The sequence below is a fragment of the Streptomyces sp. NBC_00876 genome, assembly GCF_045207435.1.
GTDB lineage: Bacteria > Actinomycetota > Actinomycetes > Streptomycetales > Streptomycetaceae > Streptomyces.
In genome coordinates, this window is record NZ_CP108800.1 from 3,604,091 (window position 1) to 3,628,371 (window position 24,281).

The 24,281-nt window shown below is 71.2% G+C and carries 23 protein-coding genes; 8 read left to right on the forward strand and 15 right to left on the reverse strand.

The features are described from left to right. Nucleotides 1-56 precede the first annotated feature (56 nt). Nucleotides 57-893, reverse strand: coding sequence for a hypothetical protein (locus tag OG782_RS15780; protein WP_406451394.1), 837 nt, complete (start codon nt 891-893; stop codon nt 57-59). 497 nt (nt 894-1,390) lie between these two features. On the opposite strand from OG782_RS15780, the gene OG782_RS15785 reads away from it, so the two are divergent. The 5 genes from OG782_RS15785 (at nt 1,391) to cseC (ending at nt 6,006) form a co-directional block, all read left to right on the forward strand. After that, the gene (locus OG782_RS15785; protein ID WP_406451396.1) at nt 1,391-2,293 is read left to right on the forward strand and encodes an A/G-specific adenine glycosylase; all 903 of its coding nucleotides are present in this window, start codon (nt 1,391-1,393) and stop codon (nt 2,291-2,293) included. A 234-nt stretch (nt 2,294-2,527) separates the two neighbouring features. Further along, nucleotides 2,528-3,172 carry a SigE family RNA polymerase sigma factor gene (locus OG782_RS15790; protein ID WP_406451398.1) on the forward strand — a complete coding sequence of 215 codons (645 nt, stop codon included), beginning with the start codon at nt 2,528-2,530 and terminating at the stop codon, nt 3,170-3,172. Further along, nucleotides 3,160-3,903: a hypothetical protein gene (locus OG782_RS15795; protein WP_406451400.1), complete on the forward strand. Its 744-nt coding sequence runs from the start codon at nt 3,160-3,162 to the stop codon at nt 3,901-3,903. Before OG782_RS15790 ends, OG782_RS15795 begins: the two co-directional genes overlap by 13 nt. Before the next feature lie 10 nt (nt 3,904-3,913). Further along, nucleotides 3,914-4,618 carry a two-component system response regulator CseB gene (gene cseB, locus OG782_RS15800; RefSeq protein ID WP_406451402.1) on the forward strand — a complete coding sequence of 235 codons (705 nt, stop codon included), beginning with the start codon at nt 3,914-3,916 and terminating at the stop codon, nt 4,616-4,618. Next, the gene (gene cseC / locus OG782_RS15805; protein WP_406451404.1) at nt 4,615-6,006 is read left to right on the forward strand and encodes a two-component system sensor histidine kinase CseC; all 1,392 of its coding nucleotides are present in this window, start codon (nt 4,615-4,617) and stop codon (nt 6,004-6,006) included. Before cseB ends, cseC begins: the two co-directional genes overlap by 4 nt. Nucleotides 6,007-6,081: 75 nt before the next feature. On the opposite strand, the gene OG782_RS15810 is transcribed toward cseC, so the two are convergent. After that, nucleotides 6,082-7,659 carry an MDR family MFS transporter gene (locus tag OG782_RS15810; protein WP_406451406.1) on the reverse strand — a complete coding sequence of 526 codons (1,578 nt, stop codon included), beginning with the start codon at nt 7,657-7,659 and terminating at the stop codon, nt 6,082-6,084. 131 nt (nt 7,660-7,790) lie between these two features. Between OG782_RS15810 and OG782_RS15815 the strand changes: the two genes are divergently transcribed. Beyond that, nucleotides 7,791-8,375, forward strand: coding sequence for a TetR/AcrR family transcriptional regulator (locus OG782_RS15815; protein ID WP_406451408.1), 585 nt, complete (start codon nt 7,791-7,793; stop codon nt 8,373-8,375). A 21-nt stretch (nt 8,376-8,396) separates the two neighbouring features. Here OG782_RS15815 and OG782_RS15820 read toward each other — a convergent pair whose 3' ends face one another. From OG782_RS15820 to OG782_RS15830, 3 genes are all read right to left on the reverse strand, one after another. Continuing rightward, the gene (locus OG782_RS15820) at nt 8,397-9,143 is read right to left on the reverse strand and encodes a M23 family metallopeptidase (RefSeq protein ID WP_406451410.1); all 747 of its coding nucleotides are present in this window, start codon (nt 9,141-9,143) and stop codon (nt 8,397-8,399) included. A gap of 449 nt (nt 9,144-9,592) precedes the next feature. Then, nucleotides 9,593-10,819, reverse strand: coding sequence for a PQQ-binding-like beta-propeller repeat protein (locus OG782_RS15825; protein WP_406451411.1), 1,227 nt, complete (start codon nt 10,817-10,819; stop codon nt 9,593-9,595). 308 nt (nt 10,820-11,127) lie between these two features. Beyond that, nucleotides 11,128-13,656 (reverse strand): ATP-dependent Clp protease ATP-binding subunit, encoded by a 2,529-nt coding sequence (locus OG782_RS15830; protein WP_406451413.1) that lies wholly within the window; start codon nt 13,654-13,656, stop codon nt 11,128-11,130. A gap of 442 nt (nt 13,657-14,098) precedes the next feature. Here OG782_RS15830 and OG782_RS15835 point away from each other — a divergent pair, with 442 nt between their 5' ends. Further along, nucleotides 14,099-14,719 (forward strand): SCO3374 family protein, encoded by a 621-nt coding sequence (locus OG782_RS15835; protein WP_406451415.1) that lies wholly within the window; start codon nt 14,099-14,101, stop codon nt 14,717-14,719. Here the strand turns inward: OG782_RS15835 and OG782_RS15840 are convergent. From OG782_RS15840 to OG782_RS15885, 10 genes are all read right to left on the reverse strand, one after another. Beyond that, nucleotides 14,698-15,033 (reverse strand): Lsr2 family protein, encoded by a 336-nt coding sequence (locus tag OG782_RS15840; protein WP_356319408.1) that lies wholly within the window; start codon nt 15,031-15,033, stop codon nt 14,698-14,700. The genes OG782_RS15835 and OG782_RS15840 overlap by 22 nt on opposite strands. A gap of 144 nt (nt 15,034-15,177) precedes the next feature. Continuing rightward, the gene (locus OG782_RS15845) at nt 15,178-15,735 is read right to left on the reverse strand and encodes an amino-acid N-acetyltransferase (protein WP_406451417.1); all 558 of its coding nucleotides are present in this window, start codon (nt 15,733-15,735) and stop codon (nt 15,178-15,180) included. Nucleotides 15,736-15,744: 9 nt separating this feature from the next. Then, nucleotides 15,745-16,218 carry a BlaI/MecI/CopY family transcriptional regulator gene (locus tag OG782_RS15850; protein WP_406451419.1) on the reverse strand — a complete coding sequence of 158 codons (474 nt, stop codon included), beginning with the start codon at nt 16,216-16,218 and terminating at the stop codon, nt 15,745-15,747. A gap of 122 nt (nt 16,219-16,340) precedes the next feature. Beyond that, nucleotides 16,341-16,520, reverse strand: a complete 180-nt coding sequence (locus OG782_RS15855; protein ID WP_136326450.1) for a hypothetical protein — start codon at nt 16,518-16,520, stop codon at nt 16,341-16,343. Between the two features lie 42 nt (nt 16,521-16,562). Then, complete coding sequence (locus OG782_RS15860) at nt 16,563-17,138, reverse strand: hypothetical protein (RefSeq protein ID WP_406459099.1); 576 nt, start codon at nt 17,136-17,138, stop codon at nt 16,563-16,565. A gap of 138 nt (nt 17,139-17,276) precedes the next feature. After that, on the reverse strand, nt 17,277-18,074 hold the full coding sequence (locus OG782_RS15865; RefSeq protein ID WP_024493731.1) for a type III pantothenate kinase: 798 nt from the start codon (nt 18,072-18,074) through the stop codon (nt 17,277-17,279). Further along, nucleotides 18,074-19,117 carry a carboxylating nicotinate-nucleotide diphosphorylase gene (gene nadC / locus OG782_RS15870; RefSeq protein ID WP_406451421.1) on the reverse strand — a complete coding sequence of 348 codons (1,044 nt, stop codon included), beginning with the start codon at nt 19,115-19,117 and terminating at the stop codon, nt 18,074-18,076. The genes OG782_RS15865 and nadC overlap by 1 nt, the downstream gene beginning before the upstream one ends. A 2-nt stretch (nt 19,118-19,119) precedes the next feature. Then, nucleotides 19,120-20,862 (reverse strand): L-aspartate oxidase, encoded by a 1,743-nt coding sequence (locus OG782_RS15875; RefSeq protein WP_406451423.1) that lies wholly within the window; start codon nt 20,860-20,862, stop codon nt 19,120-19,122. After that, nucleotides 20,859-21,875, reverse strand: coding sequence for a pantoate--beta-alanine ligase (gene panC / locus OG782_RS15880; RefSeq protein WP_406451425.1), 1,017 nt, complete (start codon nt 21,873-21,875; stop codon nt 20,859-20,861). Before panC ends, OG782_RS15875 begins: the two co-directional genes overlap by 4 nt. Beyond that, complete coding sequence (locus OG782_RS15885) at nt 21,872-22,837, reverse strand: Rossmann-like and DUF2520 domain-containing protein (RefSeq protein WP_406451427.1); 966 nt, start codon at nt 22,835-22,837, stop codon at nt 21,872-21,874. Before OG782_RS15885 ends, panC begins: the two co-directional genes overlap by 4 nt. Nucleotides 22,838-23,025: 188 nt before the next feature. On the opposite strand from OG782_RS15885, the gene OG782_RS15890 reads away from it, so the two are divergent. Further along, nucleotides 23,026-24,243, forward strand: coding sequence for a threonine aldolase family protein (locus OG782_RS15890; RefSeq protein ID WP_406451429.1), 1,218 nt, complete (start codon nt 23,026-23,028; stop codon nt 24,241-24,243). Nucleotides 24,244-24,281: the final 38 nt, after the last annotated feature.

Below are 24,281 nucleotides of genomic sequence, written 5' to 3' on the forward strand. Positions count from 1 at the left end.
CCGCCGCGGCCGCGCCCTTCGGCGCGGCCGGTCCGGCGTCCGGCTTACCCGCCCCGTCAGTCCTTCTCGAGGACGAACGACGCGCGCTGCACGCGCTCACCCGGCGCCTTGGCCTCGACCAGGTAGGTACCGGGGCCGGCGCTTCCCACGGGCGGCGTCGGGCACTTCGCGGAGCTCTTCGCGCGGTCCCACTCCACGGTGTGCACCACGGTCCCGCCGGCCGGCACCTTCAGCAGCACGGCGGCGGGGTCGCTCGGGCAGTCCTTGGACGACCACACCTCTTCGTCGTCACCGCCGGCCTCGGTGATGGTCAGCACCGTGCCCCTCGGGCCGAAATCGGCCTTGCAGTCGGTGGCCGAGGTGTTCTTGGCGACCAGCCGGAACTTCGGCTTCTCGCCGGGGCCGTAGCCGAGTTCGGTCTTCAGGGTCAACTGCAGCGCGGCGGGCGTGCAGTCGGGGACCGAGGAGCCGGCCGGGAGCCGCTGTCCGGTGTTCCCGCCGGTGCCGGGGGCCTCGCCCTGGCCGCCGCCCGAACCCGAACCGGCTTCCTGGTCCGAGCCGTTGCCGTCGTCCGGGCCGCCTCCCGCACCGCCGTCGGCTCCGCCGGAACTTCCGCTGCCGGCCGTGCCGCTGCCGCCGGAGCCGTCCGACTCGTCGCGTCCGCCCGGCTGTTCACTGATCGCCGGGCCGGAACCGGAGGGACCGGGCGTGATCGAGTCGACGGGGCCGGAGCCCGGGGCACGTGAGTCGTCGTGATTCCCCTTGCCGCCACCGGAAGTGACGGCCCATACGACCAACAACGCGAGCAGCGCGACCAGCGTCGCCGCTACGGCCCTCCGTCGCCAGTAAATGGTGGAGGGAAGCGGCCCGATCGGATTACGCAGAGATCCCACGGCGCAAACTGTACGAGAGATCAGCGCCAACTCCCGCCCCACCCGCCGCCCCGATCCCCAAGTTTTGCGGATCATCATCCCGGGGTGGCCTGTTCTCGTTCCCGCGCTCCGCACGACGGCCACCGCAACGGTCGCCCACCGTGATCACCAAGGCCGAATGCCTACCCTGTGTCACGTGAAACGGTCCGGCGCGGACGGTCCGCACGCGGCAGCCGGACGAGGAGTCCGGGCCGTCGCCGCGGCTGCGGTGAGCGGTCCCGGCGCGGCGCCCGTACCCGTGTCTCCCCGCCGGCCGGGCTCATGGGGCCGGACCGCCGGCCGGGCTCATGGGGCCAGTTGCCGCAACGGCTCGCGGGGCGTGGGGCCACTTGCCGGACGCGAGGGACGGTGGAGTGCGGAAAGACGGGTGGCGTTATCACTCCAAGGGCTCCTATGAGGGGTGACACCCCCGTTCCCCTGACTTCCCTCTGCCCTTCCGTGTCAGGATCGGCGGTGCGATGACTGCCACGACTGCGACACAGACGCCCCCCGCCTCCCTCCACACCCCCGTCATCGGGTGGTTCGACCAGCACGCCCGCGATCTGCCCTGGCGCCGCCCCGAAGCGGGCGCCTGGGGTGTGATGGTGAGCGAGTTCATGCTGCAGCAGACCCCCGTCAACCGGGTCCTCCCGGTGTACGAGCAGTGGCTCACCCGCTGGCCGCGCCCCGCCGACCTCGCGGCACAGCCGCCCGGCGAGGCGGTCCGCGCCTGGGGCCGGCTCGGCTACCCGCGGCGGGCCCTGCGCCTGCACGGGGCCGCTCAGGCAATAACGGAACGCCACGGCGGAGACGTACCGAGCGAGCACGCCCAGCTGCTCGCACTGCCCGGGATCGGCGAGTACACGGCGGCTGCCGTGGCCTCGTTCGCCTACCGGCAGCGGCACGCCGTCCTCGACACGAACGTCCGCCGGGTGTTCGCCCGGGCCGCGACCGGCATCCAGTACCCGCCGAACGCGACCACCGCCGCCGAACGCAAGCTCGCCCGCGCACTGCTGCCTGACGAGGACGAGCAGGCGGCGCAGTGGGCCGCCGCGACGATGGAGCTCGGCGCCCTCGTCTGCACCGCGAAGAACGAGGACTGCACGCGCTGCCCGATCGCGCAGCAGTGCGCCTGGCGGCTGGCCGGGAAGCCCGCGCACCAAGGGCCCCCGCGCCGGGGCCAGACGTACGCCGGTACGGACCGGCAGGTGCGCGGCAGGCTGCTCGCCGTGCTGCGCGAGTCGGTGACCCCGGTGCCGCAGTCGGCGCTCGACGTGGTGTGGGAGGAGCCGGTGCAGCGGGCCCGTGCGCTGGACGGGCTCGTCGCCGACGGGCTGGTCGAACCACTGGCCGGCGGTCAGTACCGGCTGCCGCTGAGCTGACGGACCGGGCCCGTGCTCCCGCCCCGGCGGGGAACGGGCCCGCTCCGTGTCCGGGCGGGCCCCTTTGTCCCTGGTCCTCCTGCGCTGTTACACAACCGATGGACAGCCGTGCGCCGCCCTACGGCTGCTCCGCACAGCCCCGTGACAACCGCTCCGTAGCGTCACCGACGTCAGCCCGACGACCACGGGCCGGCGGCGGTTCTACGGGGTTCCACGGGGATGGAGGCGGTTGTGATGGCGCAGGGCGAGGTGCTCGGATTCGAGGAGTACGTGCGTACCCGGCAGGAGGCGCTGCTGCGCAGTGCCCGCCGGCTGGTCCCCGACCCCGTGGACGCGCAGGACCTGCTGCAGACGGCACTGGCCCGCACCTACGGCCGCTGGGACGGCATCGCCGACAAGTCCCTCGCCGACGCGTATCTGCGCCGCGTCATGATCAACACCCGGACCGAGTGGTGGCGGGCCCGCAAGCTGGACGAGGTCCCCACCGAGCAGCTCCCCGACGCCAGTGTCGAGGACGGCACCGAACAGCGTGCCGACCGCGCCCTGCTGATGGACGTCCTGGGTGTGCTGGCTCCCAAGCAGCGCAGCGTCGTCGTCCTGCGACACTGGGAGCAGATGAGCACGGAGGAGACGGCCGCCGCGCTCGGCATGTCGGCCGGTACGGTGAAGAGCACCCTGCACCGGGCACTGGCGCGGCTGCGCCAGGAGCTGGAGAGCAGGGAAGCGGCGAGCCGGGAGGCCAGGATCCGCGAGGACCGGAACCACAGGCCCGCCGGGAACGCCGCGCCGGCCGGGGCTGCGGTGCGGCCGCGGACACAGGCAGGGGCGCCGGCGGACAGGCGTCATGACGAGCGGGGGCGGGAGCGGTGCGCGGCCTGACAGGCAGCGGTGACGGCGGCGGCGGGAGCGGCGGCACGGTCACCGAAGGACCCGCGGGGGGCGGAGCCGGCGGCGGGAGGGGACGTCCGCTGACCGGCTGGGCGGCGAGCAGTACGGCTCTGGCCGGGCTCGCCGTCCTCGGCCTGTTCGCCGTCAGCTGCTCCACCGGCGGCACGGGCACGCGCGACGAGGGCCCGGCAGGCACCCAGCCGGTCGCGAAGGTCACGCCCACCGCGACGCCCCCGTCCACGGCGAAGCCCGCGCCCCGGGTCGATGCCGTGGCCCTGCTGAAGGCGGACCCGAAGGTGAGCGAGCGGGTCCGGACCGATCTGGAGCCCTGCACCGGTGACGAGTACCCGGTGGACACCTCGTACGGCACGCTGACCGACGGCCCGTCCGCCGACGTGGTGGTGAACGTGATGACCTGCGGCGACTCGGTCGGCGTGGGCACCTATGTGTACCGGCCCCGCAGCAACGGCACGTACGAGAACGTGTTCACCGTCGAGCAGCCCGCCGTGTACGGAACCATCGATCGCGGTGATCTGGTGGTGACGACCCAGGTGTACGAGAAGAAGGACGCGGTCGCCTATCCCTCGGGCGAGGAAGTGATCACGTACCACTGGGCGACCAGCCGGTTCAGCGAGCAGGACCGGGTGCACAACGACTTCAACAGAGCCGTCGGCGCGGGTGAAGGAGACTTCCCCGAGCCCACGGAACCGACGAAGAACTGAGAGCAGTCCGATGGCCGAGACCCATGTCCTGTTCGTCGAGGACGACGACGTCATCCGCGAGGCCACCCAGCTGGCGCTGGAGCGGGACGGCTTCGTGGTCACCGCGATGCCCGACGGCCTCCGGGGCCTCGAGGCGTTCCGGGCCGACCGGCCCGACATCGCGCTGCTCGATGTGATGGTGCCCGGCCTGGACGGGGTGAGCCTCTGCCGGCGCATCCGGGACGAGTCGACCGTTCCCGTGATCATGCTGTCGGCACGCGCCGACTCGATCGATGTGGTGCTCGGCCTGGAGGCCGGGGCCGACGACTACGTCACCAAGCCCTTCGACGGCGCGGTCCTGGTCGCCAGGATCCGCGCCGTGCTGCGCCGCTTCGGCCATGCCTCGGGCGGCGCGGCCGGCGGCGGGGAGACGGGGGCGCAGGCAGAGGGCGGCGTACTGGTCTTCGGTGACCTGGAGATCGACACCGAGGGCATGGAGGTGCGCAAGGCCGGCGAGCAGGTGGGCCTGACCCCGACCGAGATGCGGCTGCTGCTGGAGTTCTCCTCCGCGCCCGGCACCGTGCTCTCCCGCGACAAACTGCTGGAGCGGGTCTGGGACTACGGCTGGGGCGGCGACACCCGGGTCGTGGACGTCCATGTGCAGCGGCTGCGTACGAAGATCGGCCAGGACCGCATCGAGACGGTGCGCGGCTTCGGCTACAAGCTGAGGGCATGAGGCGCCCGGCCCTGCGGACGGGCGTCCGCTGGAAGATCAGCATCGCGATCGCGGCGGTCGGCGCCCTGATCGCGGTCGCGCTGAGCCTGGTCGTGCACAACGCGGCCAGGGTCTCGATGCTGGAGAACGCGCGCGAGGTCCAGCTGGAGCGGCTGACCTACGCGCAGCTGCTCTACGAGGCGACGAAGACCAAGAAGGCCGACCCGCGCTTCGGCGCGAAGCTCAACGATCCGACGATGCCGCAGAGCCTGCGCCAGGAGACCCGGCGCAACCGGCGCGCCACGCACGTCGAGGACGGCGGCGGAGTGCCCGACGTCTGGGCGGCCGTGCCGCTGGGCAACGGCGACGTGCTCTCGCTGCACACCCGCTTCGCCGACCGCTCCACCACGATCATGGGCGATCTGGACCGGGCCCTGATCATCGGTTCGGTCTCCGTGGTGCTGGGCGGCTCCGCGCTGGGTGTGCTGATCGGCGGCCAGCTCTCGCGCCGGCTGCGCAAGGCGGCGGCCGCGGCCGGGCGGGTCGCCCAGGGCAATACGGAGGTACGGGTCAGGGACGCCGTCGGTGGCGTCGTCCAGGACGAGACCGATGAGCTGGCCGGTGCGGTGGACGCCCTGACGGACGCGCTGAACGAGCGGATCGAGGCCGAACGCCGGGTCACCGCGGACATCGCGCACGAGCTGCGCACCCCGGTGACCGGGCTGCTGACCGCGGCCGAACTGCTGCCGCCCGGCCGTCCCACGGAACTCGTACGGGACCGGGCCCAGGCGTTGCGCACACTGGTCGAGGACGTGCTGGAGGTGGCCCGGCTGGACAGCGCTTCCGAGCGGGCCGAGCTCCAGGAGGTCGCGCTGGGCGAGTTCGTCAGCCGCCGGGTGGCGCTGCTGGACCCCGAGGTGCGGGTGCAGGTGGTCCACGAGTCGTGGGTCAGTACCGATCCGCGCCGGCTGGAGCGCATCCTGGGCAATCTGCTGGGCAATGCCGCCAAGCACGGCTCCACGCCCGTGGAGGTCACGGTCGAGGGCCGGGTGGTGCGGATCCGCGACCACGGTCCGGGGTTCCCGGCCGCGCTGCTGCGTGAGGGGCCGAGCCGGTTCCGTACCGGAAGCTCGGACCGGGCCGGGCACGGGCACGGGCTGGGGCTGACGATCGCGGCCGGCCAGGCACGGGTGCTCGGCGCCCGGCTGACGTTCCGCAACGCCGCGCCCGAGGGTGCGGCCGAGGGCGCCGGCGGGGCGATCGCCGTGCTGTGGCTGCCCGAACACGCCCCGACCGACACCGGCAGCTTCCCCATGCTCCAGCTCGCCGAACAGCGCGGCCCGGAACCGGGCGGCAGGCGGGCCGCCGGCAGCGGCGCCGTCCGGCGCGGCGAGCGGCCGGACGGCTGAGCCGCCGGACACGGCAGCGAGGAGGCCCCGGGGTGCGCGCACCCCGGGGCCTCCTCGTGTCCGCCGTCGCGGTTGTCAGGCGTCCGTGGTGACCGTGGCCGCCTCCGGCCCGGCTCCCCGCAGCGGCACCTCCTTGACGAACAGCGCCGCCACCAGGGCGATCAGCGCGACCGATGCGCCGACCAGGAAGGCGATGTGCGTGCCGGACGCCACCGCGTACTCGTACGCCTCGCGCACCGGGGCCGGGAGCTTCGTCAGGCTCGCCGCGTCCAGCTGGGCGCCGTGCATGGTGGCGCCCGCACCACCGCGGGCGGCCATCTCGTCGCTCACCCGTCCGGTGAACAGCGCGCCCATGATGGCGACACCGAAGGAGCTGCCGAGCGTACGGAAGAGGGTGGTGGAGGACGAGGCGACGCCCATGTCCTTCATCTCGACGCTGTTCTGCGCGACGAGCATCGTGATCTGCATCAGGAAGCCCATGCCCGCGCCGAGCACCGCCATGTAGACGCCGGAGGTGAACCGGGTGGTGTCCGTGTCCATCGTCGAGAGCAGGAAGAGTCCGGTGACCATCAGGATCGATCCCACGATCGGGAAGATCTTGTACCGGCCGCTGCTGGTGGTGATCCGCCCGGCGACCAGCGAGACGATCATCATCGCCAGGAGCATCGGCAGGAGCAGCAGCCCGGAGTTGGTCGCGGACGCGCCCTGGACGGACTGCTGGAACAGCGGCAGGTAGAGCACCGCGCCGAACATCACGAAGCCCGCCATGAAGCCGACCACGGACATCAGCGTGAAGTTGGCGTTGCGGAAGATGTGCAGCGGGATGATCGGCTCGGCGGCCTTGGTCTCGACGAAGAGGAACCCGGCCAGTGAGGCGACGCCGATGGCGATGAGCTCCATGATGACGGCGGAGTTCCAGTCGTACTCCGAACCGCCCCAGGTGGTCACCAGCACGATCGCGGTGATGCCGACCGTCAGGAGTCCGGCGCCCAGGTAGTCGACCTTGGCCTTGGTGCGTTCCCGCTTGGGCAGGTGCAGCACGATGGTGATCATGGCCAGGGCGACGGCGCCCAGCGGCAGGTTGATGTAGAAGCTCCAGCGCCAGCCGAGGTGGTCGGTGATGGTGCCGCCGACGAGCGGTCCGCCGATCATCGCGATCGCCATCACGCCGGCCATCATGCCCTGGTACTTGCCGCGCTCACGGGGCGGCACGAGATCACCGATGATCGCCATGACGCCGACCATCAGACCGCCTGCGCCCAGCCCCTGGACCGCCCGGAAGCCGATCAGCTGGCCCATGTCCTGGGCCATTCCGCTGAGGACCGAGCCGATCAGGAAGATCACGATGGACGTGAGGAAGATGCCCTTGCGCCCGTACATGTCGCCGAGCTTGCCCCAGATGGGGGTCGAGGCCGCGGTGACCAGGGTGTAGGCGGTGACGACCCAGGACAGGTGCTCGAGCCCTCCGAGGTCACCGACGATGGTCGGCATCGCGGTGCCGACGATCAGGTTGTCGAGCATGGCCAGCAGCATGGCGATCATCAGGGCGAGCACCACCACCCGGACGCTGCGCTGCTGCGGCTCGGGTTTCGGCACCCGCCCGGACGGACGGACGTCCGCCTTCCTGTCCGTCGCCTTCTTCAAGTCCGGCATGTTCCCCAACTCCCCTGATCCCCTGTACCGCTGCCCACCGGACACTTACTTGCCGCCCGGCTAGTTGACTACACTAGGGGAAAGTAGCCCCGTAACTAGCCGGGCGTCAAGTAAGTTCTTGGGAGAGCACGATGGGCAGCACGCCGCAGCCGCGCCGGGGCAACACCCGCCAGCGCATTCAGGACGTCGCCCTGAACCTCTTCGCCGAGCAGGGCTACGAGAAGACCTCACTGCGCGAGATCGCCGAGCACCTCGATGTCACCAAGGCCGCGCTGTACTACCACTTCAAGACCAAGGAAGACATCCTGGTCAGCATCTTCGAGGACCTCAACCGGCCCGTCGAGGAGCTGATCACCTGGGGTGGGACGCAGCCGCGCACGCTGGAGACGAAGAAGGAGATCCTCAGCCGCTACAGCGAGGCACTGACGGGCGCCGCCCCGCTCTTCCGCTTCATGCAGGAGAACCAGGCGACAGTGCGCGACCTGAGCATCGGCGTGACGATCAAGGACCGGGTCCTGGCACTCGTGGCCCTGATCAAGGATCCCGACGCACCGCTCACCGACCAGGTGAGGTGCTTCAGCGCGCTCTTCACCCTGCACGCCGGCATGCTCGCGCTGAAAGACGTCGACGGCGACCCCGAGGACAAGCGGAAGGCCGCCCTCGAAGTCGCCGTCGAACTGGTCACCCGGGCCCACGGCCCGGATTCCGCCCAGTAGCGGGGTGGTGTCCCGGCCGGATCAGACCGAGACGCCCTCCTTGTGCAGGTAGTTGACCGGGTTCACCGCGGAACCGTAGTTCGGCGTGGTCCGGATCTCGAAGTGCAGGTGCGGGCCGCTGGAGTTGCCGGTGTTGCCGGACAGGGCGATCTTCTCGCCCTTCTTCACGTGCTCGCCGATGTGCACGTCGATCTTCGAGAGGTGCGCGTACTGCGAGTACGTGCCGTTGCTGTGCTTGATCACAATGGCGTTGCCGTACGCGGGACCGTCGCCGCCGCCGTTGGGGCCGGCCTTCACGATGGTGCCGTTGTGCGCGGCCTCGACCTTGGTGCCGATCGGCACGGCGAAGTCCTGGCCGGAGTGCTTGTGCGCCCAGCGGCTGCCGTCGTTGCCGAAGCTCGCGCTCAGCTGGTAGTGGTCGACCGGGGTCTCCCAGGCGCGCTTGGCGGCCTTCTTGGCGGCGGCCTTCTTCGCGGCCTTCTTCTTGGCCTCGGCCTTCTTCGCGGCCTTCTTCTCGACCTCGGCCTTCTTCGCCGCGGCGTGCTCGGCGGCCTTGGCCGCCTTGCCCTGCGCGGCCGCCTGCTGGGCGACCGAGTCGGCGGTGGTCGCACTCGCCAGGCTCGCGGCATTGGTGGTGCCCGTCGTGCCGGCCGCGAACGCAGCGCCCGCACCGAGAACCATCGACGTCCCCAGGCCGGCTGCCACCACGGCGCCACGGACACGGGAAGCGGACGGGCGGCGGGACTGGAACGTAACGCGCTTCGACATAAGCGGAAAACCTCCGGGGATGACTGGACCCGGGCACTCGGACCGGGCTGGCCATTCCTTGGTAACCCGCACCCCCGCCGGTACTCAAACCCCCCATCTACGAACAAAAGCCGTAGCCGGAGCCTCGGGAATTCGCCGCCACAGGTCCCGCAGCACCCCTCGCGCGGCCTGCCGAAAGTCTTCGGCCGGACAGGTTTAACCCCAGTTCCAAACCGAACCAATCGGACATGAGCCCGCTATCCGGGCACTTCACCCCACATCCCCCACGGGCCCGCCGGACGCAGGGCCGAAGGGCCCTCCCGCGGGCGGGCCCCTTCCTCCTAAGCCGCCTAGTAGGCCTCGAAAGGGCTGTGCGCCTTGTCACCGGCCGTGGGACCAAGGGCCGTCCGTTTCGGGACCTTCGGCCCGCAACCGATCGCCGCCCCCGGACCTCGCGCACGGGACAGCTGTCAGGCGGCGGGCAGGCCGGTCACCTTCTTCGCGTGCAGGGCCACGAGCTGCTTGCCCCCTGCCGCCAGGTACCAGCGCTGGATGTCGCCGCTGCCGTCGTTGTAGGTCCAGCGCAGCTTCCCGCTGCCGGCGTCGAAGGCGTGGATGCCGCCGTGCTCGTCGAACTCCGTCGCCCCGTAGAGGACGCCGCCCACCTTGGCGAACTGCCACGGGACGGCGATGTCCAGGAGGTCCTTCTGGTGCCAGATCTTCTTCCCGGTCACGGGATCGGCCGCCCAGAGGCCGTGGGCGCTGTCGGAGACGTAGAGAACGCCGTCCAGGACCGCCGGGTCGTTGAACCGGTAGAACTTCTCGGTCCCGAAGGACCAGCGCTCCTTGCCGTCGGCCAGGTCGTAGGCGCGCATCCGCTCCCCGTTGGCGAGGATGACGAGGCCTTCGTGGACCACGAACCCGAGGTTGTTGGACCGGCCGATCTTCTTCGTCCAGGTCTGACGCCCGGTCGCGGTGTCACGCACCGTGAGGTTCTCCCGGAAGTCGGTGTAGACGAGCCGGTTGCCGGACACCACCGCGGTGATGCCGTTCTCCTCCGTGCCGTGGTCCCGCTGTTCGCGCCAGACGACCTTGCCCGAGGTGGTGTCGATCGCCGCGATCACGTTGTCCGGCGTCCTGAACTCCTTGTCCAGGACCCCGGCGACGACATAGACGTGGTCGGCGTCCGCGGCGACGACCCGGGGCAGGGAGTACTTGTCCCCCAGCCGGCTCCGCCAGGTCTCCCGGCCCGTCGCGGGATTCAGGCCGACGACGTTTCCGTCGTACTCGGCGCTCGCGAGATAGAGCGTCCCGTTGCCGCCGATGAGCATGTTGGCGCCGGGGGTGGTGACGTCCTTGCGGGACCACAGCTCCTTGCCGGTGGATATGTCGCGCCCCACCAGCGGGTCGCCCGTCACGACCACCACGTTGCCGACCACGGCGAGCGGGGAGATCGGGGTCAGTCCGTCATTGAGCGAGGCGGCCTGCCAGGCGGCCCGGGGCTTGCCGCCCGGAGCGGGCGCCTTGCTTCCCCCGCCGGGCTTGCCCGTCCCCGTGCCGGCCCCCGGGCTCTGCGCGCCGCCACCACCGAGCGAGTCGTCCTCGGGACCGCAGCCCGCGGCCCCGGCTCCCAGCAGCACCAGCCCGGCCCCCGCCAGCGTCATGGCCCGTCTGCGTGACACAGCGCCTGCACCCATCGTCTGCCCCGTTCCCTCGGTCCGTCCGGGCTCCGGACCGGTCGCCCCGGAGCCGGGCCAGACTAGCCAGCGGATTTCGGCCACTGAGCGGCCAGGACGGGACGGGGACATCCTTGTGACGCGCCTGTCACCGTTCACGTCGTCACGCGTTCCCGGACGGCTCGCGGGCCCGGAAAGCACCGGGGAGCAGGGCCGGGAACGCACGCACGTCCCCCCGGAACCCTCACCCGCGCATGCGAAAGGGGCTGCCCCGGACGGTCGAAACCGGTCCGGGGCAGCCCCTCGTACGCTCGGGCGCTAGGCGCCTGTCACGCTTCCTTCGTCATGTTCGGGCCGGCGCCGCCTGCCGCCTGCTCGATCGGGGGGACGTCGGGCAGAGCCGACTTCTCCTCGCCGCGGAAGGTGAACTTCTTCTCGTCACCCTCGCCCTCGGTACCGACGACCACGATGTGACCGGGGCGCAGCTCACCGAAGAGGATCTTCTCGGAGAGGATGTCCTCGATCTCGCGCTGGATCGTCCGGCGCAGCGGCCGGGCGCCCATCACGGGGTCGTAGCCCTTCTTCGCCAGGAGCGACTTCGCTTCCGCGCTGAGCTCGATGCCCATGTCGCGGTCCTTCAGCCGCTCGTCCACCTTGGCGAGCATGAGGTCGACGATCTGGATGATGTCTTCCTCGGTGAGCTGGTGGAAGACGACGGTGTCATCGACACGGTTGAGGAACTCGGGCCGGAAGTGCTGCTTGAGCTCTTCGTTGACCTTGACCTTCATCCGCTCGTAGTTCGTCTTCACATCGCCCTGGGCGGCGAAGCCCAGGTTGAAGCCCTTGGAGATGTCCCGGGTCCCGAGGTTGGTCGTCATGATGATGACCGTGTTCTTGAAGTCCACGACCCGGCCCTGGGAGTCGGTCAGGCGACCGTCCTCCAGGATCTGGAGCAGGGAGTTGAAGATGTCGGGGTGGGCCTTCTCGACCTCGTCGAAGAGGACGACGGAGAACGGCTTGCGGCGCACCTTCTCGGTGAGCTGGCCGCCCTCCTCGTATCCCACGTAGCCGGGGGGAGAACCGAAGAGACGCGAGACCGTGTGCTTCTCGCTGAACTCCGACATGTCGAGGGCGATCAGCGCGTCCTCGTCGCCGAAGAGGAACTCGGCGAGCGTCTTGGAGAGCTCGGTCTTACCGACACCGGACGGACCGGCGAAGATGAACGAGCCACCGGGGCGCTTCGGGTCCTTCAGACCGGCTCGCGTACGGCGGATCGCCTGCGAGAGGGCCTTGATGGCGTCCTTCTGGCCGATGACGCGCTTGTGGAGCTCGTCCTCCATGCGCAGCAGACGGGAGGACTCCTCCTCCGTCAGCTTGAAGACCGGGATGCCGGTGGCGGTGGCGAGGACCTCGGCGATGAGCTCGCCGTCGACCTCGGCCACGACGTCCATGTCGCCGGCCTTCCACTCCTTCTCGCGCTTGGCCTTCGCCGCCAGCAGCTGCTTCTCCTTGTCGCGGAGAGAGGCCGCCTTCTCGAAGTCCTGGGAGTCGATGGCCGACTCCTTGTCGCGGCGGACGCCCGCGATCTTCTCGTCGAACTCACGGAGGTCCGGCGGCGCGGTCATCCGGCGGATGCGCATCCGGGAACCGGCCTCGTCGATCAGGTCGATCGCCTTGTCCGGCAGGAAGCGGTCCGAGATGTAGCGGTCGGCCAGCGTCGCGGCCTGGACCAGCGCCTCGTCCGTGATGGACACGCGGTGGTGGGCCTCGTAGCGGTCGCGCAGACCCTTGAGGATCTCGATGGTGTGCGGCAGCGACGGCTCCGCGACCTGGATGGGCTGGAAGCGGCGCTCGAGAGCGGCGTCCTTCTCCAGGTGCTTGCGGTACTCGTCGAGCGTGGTGGCACCGATGGTCTGCAGCTCGCCTCGCGCCAGCATGGGCTTGAGGATGCTCGCCGCGTCGATCGCGCCCTCGGCGGCACCCGCACCCACCAGGGTGTGGAGCTCGTCGATGAACAGGATGATGTCGCCGCGGGTGCGGATCTCCTTGAGCACCTTCTTGAGGCGCTCCTCGAAGTCACCGCGGTAGCGGGAGCCGGCGACCAGCGCACCGAGGTCGAGGGTGTAGAGGTGCTTGTCCTTGAGGGTCTCGGGCACCTCGCCCTTGACGATGGCCTGCGCCAGGCCCTCGACGACCGCCGTCTTGCCGACGCCGGGCTCGCCGATGAGGACCGGGTTGTTCTTCGTACGGCGGGACAGCACCTGCATGACCCGCTCGATCTCCTTCTCGCGCCCGATGACCGGGTCGAGCTTGGATTCACGGGCGGCCTGGGTGAGGTTCCGGCCGAACTGGTCGAGCACCAGGGAGGTGGAGGGCGTGCCCTCCGCGGGGCCGCCCGCGGTGGCCGCCTCCTTGCCGCCCGAGTATCCGGAGAGCAGCTGGATGACCTGCTGGCGCACCCGGTTAAGGTCGGCGCCCAGCTTCACGAGGACCTGGGCTGCGACGCCCTCGCCCTCGCGGATCAGACCGAGCAGGATGTGCTCGGTGCCGATGTAGTTGTGGCCGAGCTGAAGGGCCTCGCGGAGCGACAGCTCCAGGACCTTCTTGGCTCGGGGAGTGAAGGGGATGTGGCCGGACGGGGCCTGCTGGCCCTGACCGATGATCTCCTCCACCTGCTGGCGGACCGCCTCGAGCGAAATCCCGAGGCTCTCCAGGGCCTTAGCGGCGACACCCTCACCCTCGTGGATCAGGCCCAGGAGGATGTGCTCGGTGCCGATGTAGTTGTGGTTGAGCATCCGGGCTTCTTCCTGAGCCAGGACGACAACCCGCCGCGCGCGGTCGGTGAACCTCTCGAACATCGTTAATCGCTCCTCAGAGCGGTCAGGCAGTAAGGGGTCGGTCCCCTCCCTGTCCTTCCGCAGCTTAGTCCCGCAAGCGGGGACCGCTCATTTCAACTGCCGACACCCGGCCCTGCTTCCCGGGGGATCTCCTGCCCCGAACGCCGACAACTGCTCCAACCCGATGGTGCGAGACGATGTTCCCGCAGGCCAGGCAGATACCCCTATCGCCAGTACGCCGATGGCGAACGTGAGACGTCCGGTGGCTCGCGTGTCGCCCCTCCCCACTAGGGATGTCTTACCCGTAATTACAGACAGTCCATGCCGGGTACGCGGGTTCCCTCCGCTACGGGCGAACATCTTCGTACTCCTGAAAGCGCCCGTACGCCCTCAACCCGGACACACTATGCGTTCGGTCAGGGACCGTGCGTAACCCGGGGGGCGGATCGGGAGTTCTTCCGGCATGGCCCTTCCCGTCCCGCCTCCCCGCACCCCGCTTCCCGTCGAGCGGGACAGTGGTGCCGGCGACGAGCCGTGGAACGAGTGCGCCCGGTGGTACGAGCGGGAGCTCGGCTGGGCGACGGCCGGTGGTTCACCGGTACGGCTGCTGACCGGGCTGCGGTTCGACGCGCTCGTCGTTCCCGCTGCCGCCGGTCACGCGGCGTTGCGGCGAGTGGGCCGGACAGGTCCGGTGGCACTGCTGGGCGGGCGGATGAGTCTGCTGGTCGCGCCGGGCAGCGCGGACGAGCTGCCGGGGCTGCTCGACTGGCTGGAGTGGGGCGGGGTCGCCCTCGCGCTGACCGGTCTCGGCACGGGCGGCCGGATCACCGCACCGCCGTCACCGGGCCGGGCGGGCCCGCCGGGGGCCGCCAAGTGGCTGCGGCCCCCCTGCCCACTGCGTGAGCGGGACGGAGAGCCGGCGTTCCCGGCATTCTCCGGCTTCGGGAGCAGGGGTGGGGATACTCCCGATCTCATCCGGCTCGTGGATGCCGTGGCGACGGAATGCCACCGGGCCCGGCTGATGCGCGCCCGGACGGGGCTGTCCCCCGATGACTCAACTGCTCAGCCGTTGGCCTTCTCGTAAGCCTCACGGATCTCGGCGGGAACGCGGCCGCGGTCATTCACATTGTGGCCGTTCTCGCGCGCCCACTTACGGATCTCGGCGGTGTCCTTGTTGCCGCCGGGAACGGCACGGCCCTTGCCGCGCCCGGAAGCCGCACGGCCACCGGTACGCCGGCCGCTCTTGGCGTAGGGCTCAAGAAGCGTACGGAGCTTGTCCGCGTTGCTGGTGGTGAGGTCAATCTCGTACGTCTTGCCATCCAGCGCGAACGTCACCGTCTCGTCCGCCTCGCCACCGTCGAGGTCGTCAACAAGAAGGACCTGAACCTTCTGTGCCACCGGATTTCCTTTCATCGAAAATGGAGTACGCGGAAAGGAAACCGCTTTTCCCCGGAAAACACAAACCCCCGGGAGAGGTTCAGGAGCACAAGAACACGGGAAACATGCGCGATTCGGACATAGGGATCGCTCTTCTTCAGGCGGTCACAGGTGCAGAAGCATCCGGCTGTTACCCAAGGTGTTCGGCTTCACTCGTTCGAGACCGAGGAACTCCGCGACACCCTCGTCATAGGAACGCAGCAGCTCACTGTAGACATCTCCGTCGACCGGCGTCTCACCGATCTCCACGAAGCCGTGTCTCGCGAAGAAGTCGACTTCGAAGGTGAGACAGAAAACCCGCCGGACGCCGAGCCAGCGGGCGGTCTGCAACAACTTGTCCAGCACTTGATGGCCGACTCCGGCGCCCTTGATGCTGTGATCGACCGCGAGAGTACGGACTTCGGCGAGGTCTTCCCACATCACATGCAGTGCGCCGCAGCCGATGACCCGGGCGTCCTCGTCGCGTTCGGCGATCCAGAACTCCTGGATGTCCTCGTAAAGAGTCACCGTCGCTTTGTCGAGCAGGATGCCTTCCTGAACGTAGCCGTCGAGGAGCCGCCTGACGGAGGCCACATCGCTCGTCCTCGCACGCCGGACGGTGATGGCCACGTTTATAACCGACGGTTCGGTCTGGAAATCCGTTTGCGGAAGCTCTGAGGACATACGCAGACGCTATCGCCCGGTCTCCGGCTCCGCTTCATCGGCTGCTTCGGTACCTTCATCGACGGCTTCGCCGACGGCTTCACCGGCCTCTTCACCGGCCTCGGGCACGGCACCCCCGGGAAGCGTGGGCAGAACGATCCGCATGGCGCCCTGGAGAGCCTCGCGCTGCTCGGCCGACATCATGCCGAAGAAGGCGACCAGTGCGGCAGCGGGGTTGTCACTCAGTGACCAGGCTTCGTTCATCAGGGCGGCCGAGTATGCGGCGCGGGTGGAGACCGCCGTATATCGATATGCGCGCCCGTCCACTTCCCGGCGCACCCAGCCCTTCTGATGGAGATTGTCCATTACCGTCATGACGGTGGTGTAGGCGATGGACCGCTCCTGCTGAAGGTCCTCGAGGACTTCCCGCACGGTTACCGGTCGGTTCCATTGCCAGACCCGTGTCATCACGGCGTCTTCCAGCTCTCCCAATTGGCGGGGCACGGCGCCACCTTAGTGCCAGATGTCTGAAATGCCTGGTTATTTACACAGCAAAAGGGCGCACGGCCCTCGGGAGCCGTACGCCCTTCGTACGTGTGGTGCGCGCTGCGCGCGGGACCGGGAGGTCAGACCCCGTCGGTGCGCGGCGCCTGGCGGGCCGATTCCGCGCGGCTGATCGCGGCGTCCACGGCCGCGTCCTCCTTGGCCTTGTTCGGCCCGCCCTGGCTCTTGACGATCGTCACGACCAGGCCGATGAAGAAGGCGGCCATCACCACGGGGGGCACAAGCGCGGATACGTAGTCCATGGCGTCCAGAGTAGCGAGCCCGTCAGGGCCCGGTGAAAGGCCCTACCCCGCGGCGCGCTGCTGCGGCGGCGGGACCGGGCGGCGACGGGGCGGGAAGACCTCCGAGGGCTTCGGCGCCGGGCGCCCGGACGGCTGGGCGGGACGGGCCGGGGCCACCGGGGTCTCCGGCTTCTCGGGTTCCGCCGCCCGGCCGCCGGGCAGTGCGAGCAGCCGGCTGCGGGGCGCGGGGGCCGTCGCGGGCACGGCGCGCCCGGCGAGACGGGCCCGCACCGAACGTTCGGCGAGCACCTGGCAGCGCTCCAGGAGTGCCGCGGCGACCGCTCCGCCACGCAGGGCGCGCAGCGCGGCCAGATCCTCGGGGCGGGGGTCGTATCCGGCGGCCAGGGCGTCCTGGAGGAGCTCCAGATAGCCGCTGAGGGAGCCGGGGAGGGCGTTTCGGTAGCGGACGAGGTCGGCGAGGAGAAAGGCGCGCAGCCGTCCGGCCTCACCGACCGCCTCGTCGACGGAGCCCGCTAGCCGCAGGCAGTCCTGGACGTCCTCGTCGGGCAGGGGCGCGGGGTGGAGGGCGATGGCGAGGGCACGTCGGAGCACTCGCAGCTCGTCCGCGCTGAACGCCATACCGCCGCGTGATCCGTAGGGCGTGGGCATAACGCGACAATACGCGCTAAATGGACACAATCCGTTTAACTGGCCGTCGGCGGCGCGGCGGTTGCGGAGAGCCGCCGCGCCGCCGGCCGCCGTCAGAGCCGCGTACGCCTACAGGCGCGACACATTGCGCTCGTACACGAGGCGCAGTCCGATGAGCGTGAGCCAGGGCTCGTGCTCGTCGATGACGGAGGACTCGCCCAGCACCATCGGGGCGAGGCCGCCCGTCGCGATGACCGTGACGTCGTCGGGGTCGGCCGCCAGTTCCTTCTTCATCCGGCCCACGACACCGTCGACCTGGCCGGCGAAGCCGTAGATGATGCCCGCCTGCATGGCCTCGACGGTGTTCTTGCCGATCACGCTGCGCGGCCGGGCCAGCTCGATCTTGCGCAGCTGCGCGCCCTTGACGCCGAGCGCCTCGACCGAGATCTCGATGCCGGGCGCGATGACGCCGCCGGTGTACTCGCCCCGGGCGGAGACCGCGTCGAAGGTGGTCGCCGTGCCGAAGTCGACGACGATCGCCGGACCGCCGTACAGGTCCACGGCGGCGACCGCGTTGATGATGCGGTCCGCGCCGACCTCCTTCGGGTTGTCCATCAGGATCGGCACACCGGTCTTGATGCCCGGCTCGACGAGGACGGCGGGCACGTCGCCGTAGTAGCGGCGGGTGACCTCGCGCAGCTCGTGCAGGACGGCCGGGACGGTGGAGCAGATCGCGATGCCCTCGATGCCGTCGCCCAGCTCCATGCCCAGCAGCGGGTGCATGCCCATCAGGCCCTGGAGCAGTACCGCCAGCTCGTCCGCGGTGCGGCGGGCGTCGGTGGAGATCCGCCAGTGCTCGACGATCTCCTCGCCGTCGAACAGGCCGAGGACGGTGTGGGTGTTTCCGACGTCGATGGTGAGCAGCATCAGAAACCGGCCCCGTCGGTCTCACGGAAGTCCAGGCCGATGTCGAGGATCGGGGAGGAGTGGGTGAGCGCGCCGACGGCCAGGTAGTCCACGCCGGCGTCGGCGTAGGCGCGGGCGGAGTCGAGGGTCAGCCGGCCGGAGGACTCCAGGACCGCGCGGCCGCCGACGAGCTCGACCGCCTCGGCCGTCTGCGACGGCGTGAAGTTGTCCAGCAGGATCAGGTCGGCGCCGGCGTCCAGGACCTCGGCGACCTGCTGCATCGTGTCGACCTCGACCTCGATCGCCAGGTCCGGGAACGCGTCCCTGACCCGCTTGAACGCCTCGGCCACCCCGCCCGCGGCGATCACGTGGTTGTCCTTGACGAGCGCGGCGTCGGACAGCGACATCCGGTGGTTGACGCCGCCGCCGCAGCGCACCGCGTACTTCTCCAGGGCGCGCAGGCCCGGAGTGGTCTTGCGGGTGTCGCGGACCCTGGCCTTCGTACCCTCCAGCACATCGGCCCAGGCGCGGGTGGCGGTGGCGATGCCGGAGAGCCTGCAGAGCAGGTTGAGCGCGCTGCGCTCGCCGGTGAGGAGGTCGCGGGTACGGGTGGTGACGGTCAGCAGCTTCTGCCCGGGGGCGACGCGGTCGCCGTCCTCGACGTGCCGCTCGACCTCGAACTCGTCCGTACAGACGATGGACAGGACGGCCTCCGCGACGCGCAGACCGGCCACGACGCCGGCCTCGCGGGCGGTGAAGTCACCGGTGGTCACGGCGTCCTCGGGGACGGTGGCCACGGTCGTGACGTCCGCTCCCCCGTCGAGGTCCTCCTCGATGGCCACGTGCGCGACGTCCTCGACGGTGACCGGGTCCAGGCCCGCGTCGGCGAGGAGCTGGGCGAGCGCGGGGTCCAGGCCGCACTCCAGGGCGTCCGGGTCGTAGCCGTCCTCCCCGCCGCAGCCGCAGCCGTCCCCGCAGCCGCCCGCGGCAGGTGCGGGCGCCCCGATCTGGATCAGCGGTACGTCCACAGGAGTGGGGCGCGGATTCTCTTCGGGCGTGCTCACGGTTACGGCTCCTCGGGAGTGGGGTGGGTGGTGCCTGTTGCTGCGCAGTCTGCTGCCCCGGCCGCTCGTACGGGCCCGAATGCCTCGGTATCCGTCCGACGGAGGACGAGCTGCCGGTCCGGGGTGAGCCGGACGACGAGGTGGCGGCGCCAGTTCTCGTCGTCGCGGTCGGGCCGGTCCTCGCGCCAGTGGCAGCCGCGGGTCTCCTCGCGCTGCCGGGCGGCGGCGACCAGGGCCCGGGAGACCAGGAGCAGATTGGTGACCTCCCAGGCGTCGACGCCGGGCACCGCGTCCTTGGGCTCGTCCGCCCCTGCCTTCAGGAACGCGCTGCGGTGCAGGTCCTCCAGTTCCTCGGCGGCCCTGGCGAGGCCGTCGGCGGAACGCAGGACGCCGGCTCCGCGGGTCATGATGCGCTGGATCGTGGACCGGGCCTCGGGGGGCAGCAGCGGGGAGGGCGCGGGGCCTCCGGCTGCGGTGCCCGTGCCGATGCCGGCCGCGGGCCGGCCGGCGACGATGTCGGCCGCGATGCGCTCGGCGAAGACGAGGCCTTCGAGGAGCGAGTTGGACGCCAGCCGGTTCGCGCCGTGCACCCCGGTGCAGGCGACCTCGCCGCAGGCGTACAGGCCGGGCACGGTCGTACGTCCCCGCAGGTCGGTGCGGATGCCGCCGGAGGCGTGGTGCGCGGCCGGAGCGATCGGGACCGGCTCGGTGACCGGGTCGATGCCATGGGCGCGGCAGGCCGCCAGGATGGTCGGGAAGCGCTGCTCCCACATCTCGGCGCCGAAGTGACGGGCGTCCAGGTACATGTGCTCGGTGCCGTGCAGCTGCATCTGGCGGGTGATGGCCTTGGCGACGATGTCGCGCGGGGCCAGCTCCGCCAGCTCGTGCTGCCCGAGCATGAAACGCGTACCGGACGCGTCGACGAGATGGGCGCCCTCGCCCCGTACCGCTTCCGAGACGAGCGGCTGCTGGCCCTCGGCACCGGAACCGAGGAAGAGGACCGTGGGGTGGAACTGGACGAACTCGAGGTCCGAGACCTCCGCGCCGGCCCGCAGCGCGAGTGCCACGCCGTCGCCGGTGGCGACCGCCGGGTTGGTGGTGGCGGAGAAGACCTGGCCGATGCCGCCGGTGGCGAGGATGACCGCGGGCGCGTTGACCGCGCCGACCCCGTCGTGCTGGCCCTCGCCCATGACGTGCAGGGTGACGCCCGCGGTACGGCCTTCGGCGTCGGTGAGCAGGTCGAGCACGAGGGCGTTCTCGACGGTGTGCAGGGCGGCTTCACGGACCGCTTCGACCAGGGCGCGGGAGATCTCCGCACCCGTCGCGTCGCCGCCCGCGTGGGCGATGCGGCGGCGGTGGTGGCCGCCCTCGCGGCCCAGCGCGATGGTGCCGTCGTCCGCGGTGTCGAAGTGGGCGCCGGTGCCGATCAGCCGGCGTACGGCGTCGGGGCCCTCGGTGACCAGGGTCCGGACCGCCGCCTCGTCGCAGAGGCCGGCGCCCGCGACCAGGGTGTCGTCCAGGTGCTGTTCGGGGGTGTCGCCCTCGCCGAGCGCGGCCGCGACACCGCCTTGGGCCCAGCGGGTCGAGCCGTCGTCGAGGCGGGCCTTGGTGACGACGACGGTGGCGAGGCCCGCGGCGGCGCAGCGCAGCGCAGCGGTGAGTCCGGCCACGCCGGAGCCGACCACCACGACATCGGCGTCGATGGACCAGCCGGGGGCGGGGGCGGTCAGCCGTATTCCGGTCACGCGGGGGCTCCGAAGGTCAGCGGGATGTTGTCGATGAGGCGGGTGGCGCCCACCCGGGCGGCGACGGCGAGGACCGCCTCGCCTGCGGTGCGGTCGTCGGGGATCTCGGTGAAGTCGGCCGGGTCCACGAGCGCCAGGTAGTCGAGGGCGAGCGGGGGCTGTTCGGCCGCCGCGTCGTCCAGGACCGCGCGGGCGGCGGCGCGCACGGTGGCGGGTCCTGCGTCCGGCCGGGCGCGGGCGACCGCCTGGGCGTCGGCGGCCAGTCTGGCCTCGCCGAGCCGGGTGAGTCCGGCGGCCCGGCCCTCCGTGGCCCCGGCACTCTGCGCGCGGGCGTGCAGTGCCTGCTGGGCGGCGAGCCGGTCGCGGGCCGCGAACAGGGCCCGGGACAGGGCCAGCGCGGTGTGGCGCTCGTGCGGGTCGAGGAAGCGGTTGCGGCTGGAGAGCGCGAGGCCGTCGGGCTCCCTGGCCGTCTCCACGCCCACGATCTCCACGGGGAAGTTCAGATCGCGCACCATGCGGCGGATCAGCGCCAGCTGCTGGGCGTCCTTCTGCCCGAAGAACGCCAGACCGGGGCGGGTGAGGTGCAGCAGCTTGGCGACGACGGTGAGCATGCCGTCGAAGTGCCCGGGTCGTGAGGCGCCCTCGAGGCGTTCGCCCATGGGGCCCGCGGAGATCCGGACCTGCGGTTCACCGCCCGGGTAGACCTCGTCCACGGACGGCGCGAAGACCACGTCGGCACCGGCCGCGCCCGCGACCGCGAGGTCGGCGTCGAGGGTGCGGGGGTAGCGGTCGAGGTCCGCGGCCTCCCCGAACTGGAGCGGGTTGACGAAGACCGTGACCACGACCTGTCCGGCCGGGCCCGCCAGGTCGCGTGCGGTACGGATCAGGGAGGCGTGGCCTTCGTGCAGGGCGCCCATCGTCATCACGACGGCACGCTCCGCCCGGCCTTCTGCCGGGGTGTACGCGTCCAGCTCGGCCGCGGTGCGCAGCAGGGTGGCGGCGGTTTCGGTCATCGGGACTCCTCCGGTCCGGTACCGGTACTGCCGTCGGCGCCCGCGGCTCCCGAGCCGTCGGCCAGGACGCCGAGGAGGTCCTCGGCGAGCTCCGGCTTGAGCATGCCGTGGGCCAGCGCACGGTCGGCGGTGGCGCGGGCCATCGCGACGTATCCGGCCACGGCCCGCGGGGCGTGGGTGCGCAGCTCGCCGATGTGGGCGGCGACCGTGCCCGCGTCGCCGCGGGCGACGGGGCCGGTCAGCGCGGCGTCACCGGAGCGCAGGGCGTTGTCCAGGGCGGCGCCGAGCAGGGGGCCCAGCATCCGGTCGGGGGCGGCGACCCCCGCCGTGCGCAGCAGCTCCATGGACTGGGCGACCAGGGTGACCAGGTGGTTCGCGCCGAGGGCGAGAGCCGCGTGGTAGAGCGGACGGGACTCCTCGGCGATCCACTCGGGCTCGCCGCCCATCTCGATGACCAGCGCCTCGGCGGCAAGCCTGAGCTGCTCGGGGGCGGTGACCCCGAAGGAGCAGCCGGCCAGCCGCTGGACGTCCACGGATGTGCCGGTGAACGTCATCGCCGGGTGCAGCGCGAGCGGCAGGGCGCCGGCCCGCAGCGCGGGGTCCAGCACCTTCGTGCCGTACCGCCCCGAGGTGTGGACGATGAGCTGTCCCGGGCGGACCGCGCCGGTCTCGGCGAGGCCCTCGACGAGCCCCGGCAGGGCGTCGTCGGGCACGGTCAGCAGGACCAGCTCGGCGCGTGCGAGGACCTCGGCGGGCGGCACGAGGGGGACGTCGGGGAGCAGGGCCGCGGCGCGGCGCACCGAGGCGTCGGAGACGCCGGAGACGGCGACCGGGCGGTGCCCGGCGAGTGCCAGGGACGCGGCCAGGGCGGGGCCTACGCGGCCCGCGCCCACGACACCGACGGTGAGCCGGGCGGGGCGGTCCCTTGCGTCGAGGGGCTCATGGGGAGCTGTTGCATTCACGCTGCGGTGGCCTTCCGTTCCAGTCCGCGGGGGGTACCGGACGATATCTCTGCATGCTACGCCAGCGGTTCACTCGAGCCCCCGGCTGTCCACAGCCTGTGGGAAACTCCGGGCCGCGGCGGCCCGGGGGGTGCGCGGGGCACCGAAACCGTGTGGGCAGGGGCTCCGTTCTGCGTGATGATCGTCCCATGGAAGACAGAGACGAGCAGGTGGCGCACGAGGCCACGGGCGGCGCGCAGAACCCCGGCGGATACGGGAGCGGGGCCGACGATCCCGAGCGGCTGCGCCGCCTCACCGCCTGGCGGCAGGCCGAGCGGATCCTGTCCCGGATGCCCACGGACCGCACGCTCGGCGAGCAGCTGGCCTCCCTGACCGCGGGCGCGGCCACGGTCACCGGTCTCACACAGCCCGCGGACATCTACGGCGACGGCGTCGTCGCCGAGCTGGAGGAGCGGGTCGCCGGGCTGCTGGGCACCGAGGCCGCCGCGTTCTTCCCGACCGGGACGATGGCGCAGCAGGTCGCGCTGCGGTGCTGGGCGGGGCGCACCGGCAACCCGGCGGTGGCACTGCATCCGCTCGCCCACCCCGAGATGCACGAGCGCGGTGCGCTGTCCTCGGTGAGCGGGCTGCGCACCGTCCATCCGACGTCCGAGCCGCGGCTGCCCACGGCGGACGAGATCCGCGACTTCCCGGAGCCGTTCGGCACCCTGATGCTCGAGCTGCCCCTGCGCGACGCGGGCTTCGTACTGCCCACGTGGCAGGAGCTGGAGGCGGTGGTGGCGGCCGCCCGCGAACGCGACGCGGTGGTCCACTTCGACGGGGCCCGGCTGTGGGAGTGCGCGTCCCGCTTCGGGCGCGGGCTGCCGGAGATCGCGGCGCTCGCGGACAGTGTCTATGTGTCGTTCTACAAGACCGTCGGCGGCATCTCCGGGGCGGCGCTCGCCGGATCCGCCTCGCTGATCGAGGAGGCCCGCACCTGGCGCCACCGGTACGGCGGTCAGCTCTTCCAGCAGTTCCCGGCGGCGCTCTCCGCGCTGATCGGCCTGGACCGGGAGCTGCCGAAGCTCGCCTCGTACGTCGATCACGCGAAGGTGGTGGCCGCGGCGCTGGCCGAGGGGTTCACGCAGGCCGGTGCGGGCTGGTTCCGGGTGCATCCGGAGCCGCCGCACACTCACCAGTTCCAGGTGTGGCTGCCGTACGCGGCGGACGTCCTGACCGAGGCGTCGGTGCGGCAGGCGGAGGAGACGGGCGTGGCGCTCTTCCGTAAGTGGCATCCGGCGTCCGGCGGCCCGCCCGGGACGTCGTTCACGGAGGTCACGGTCTCCGAGGCGGGGCTGGAGTGGACGGCGGCGGACGTGCGCAGCGCGGTGGGCGAGTTCCTGAAGCGGGTGACTCAGCCGGAGTGAGCCGTGTCCGGCAGGTCGCCGATTGACGCCGTCCGTCA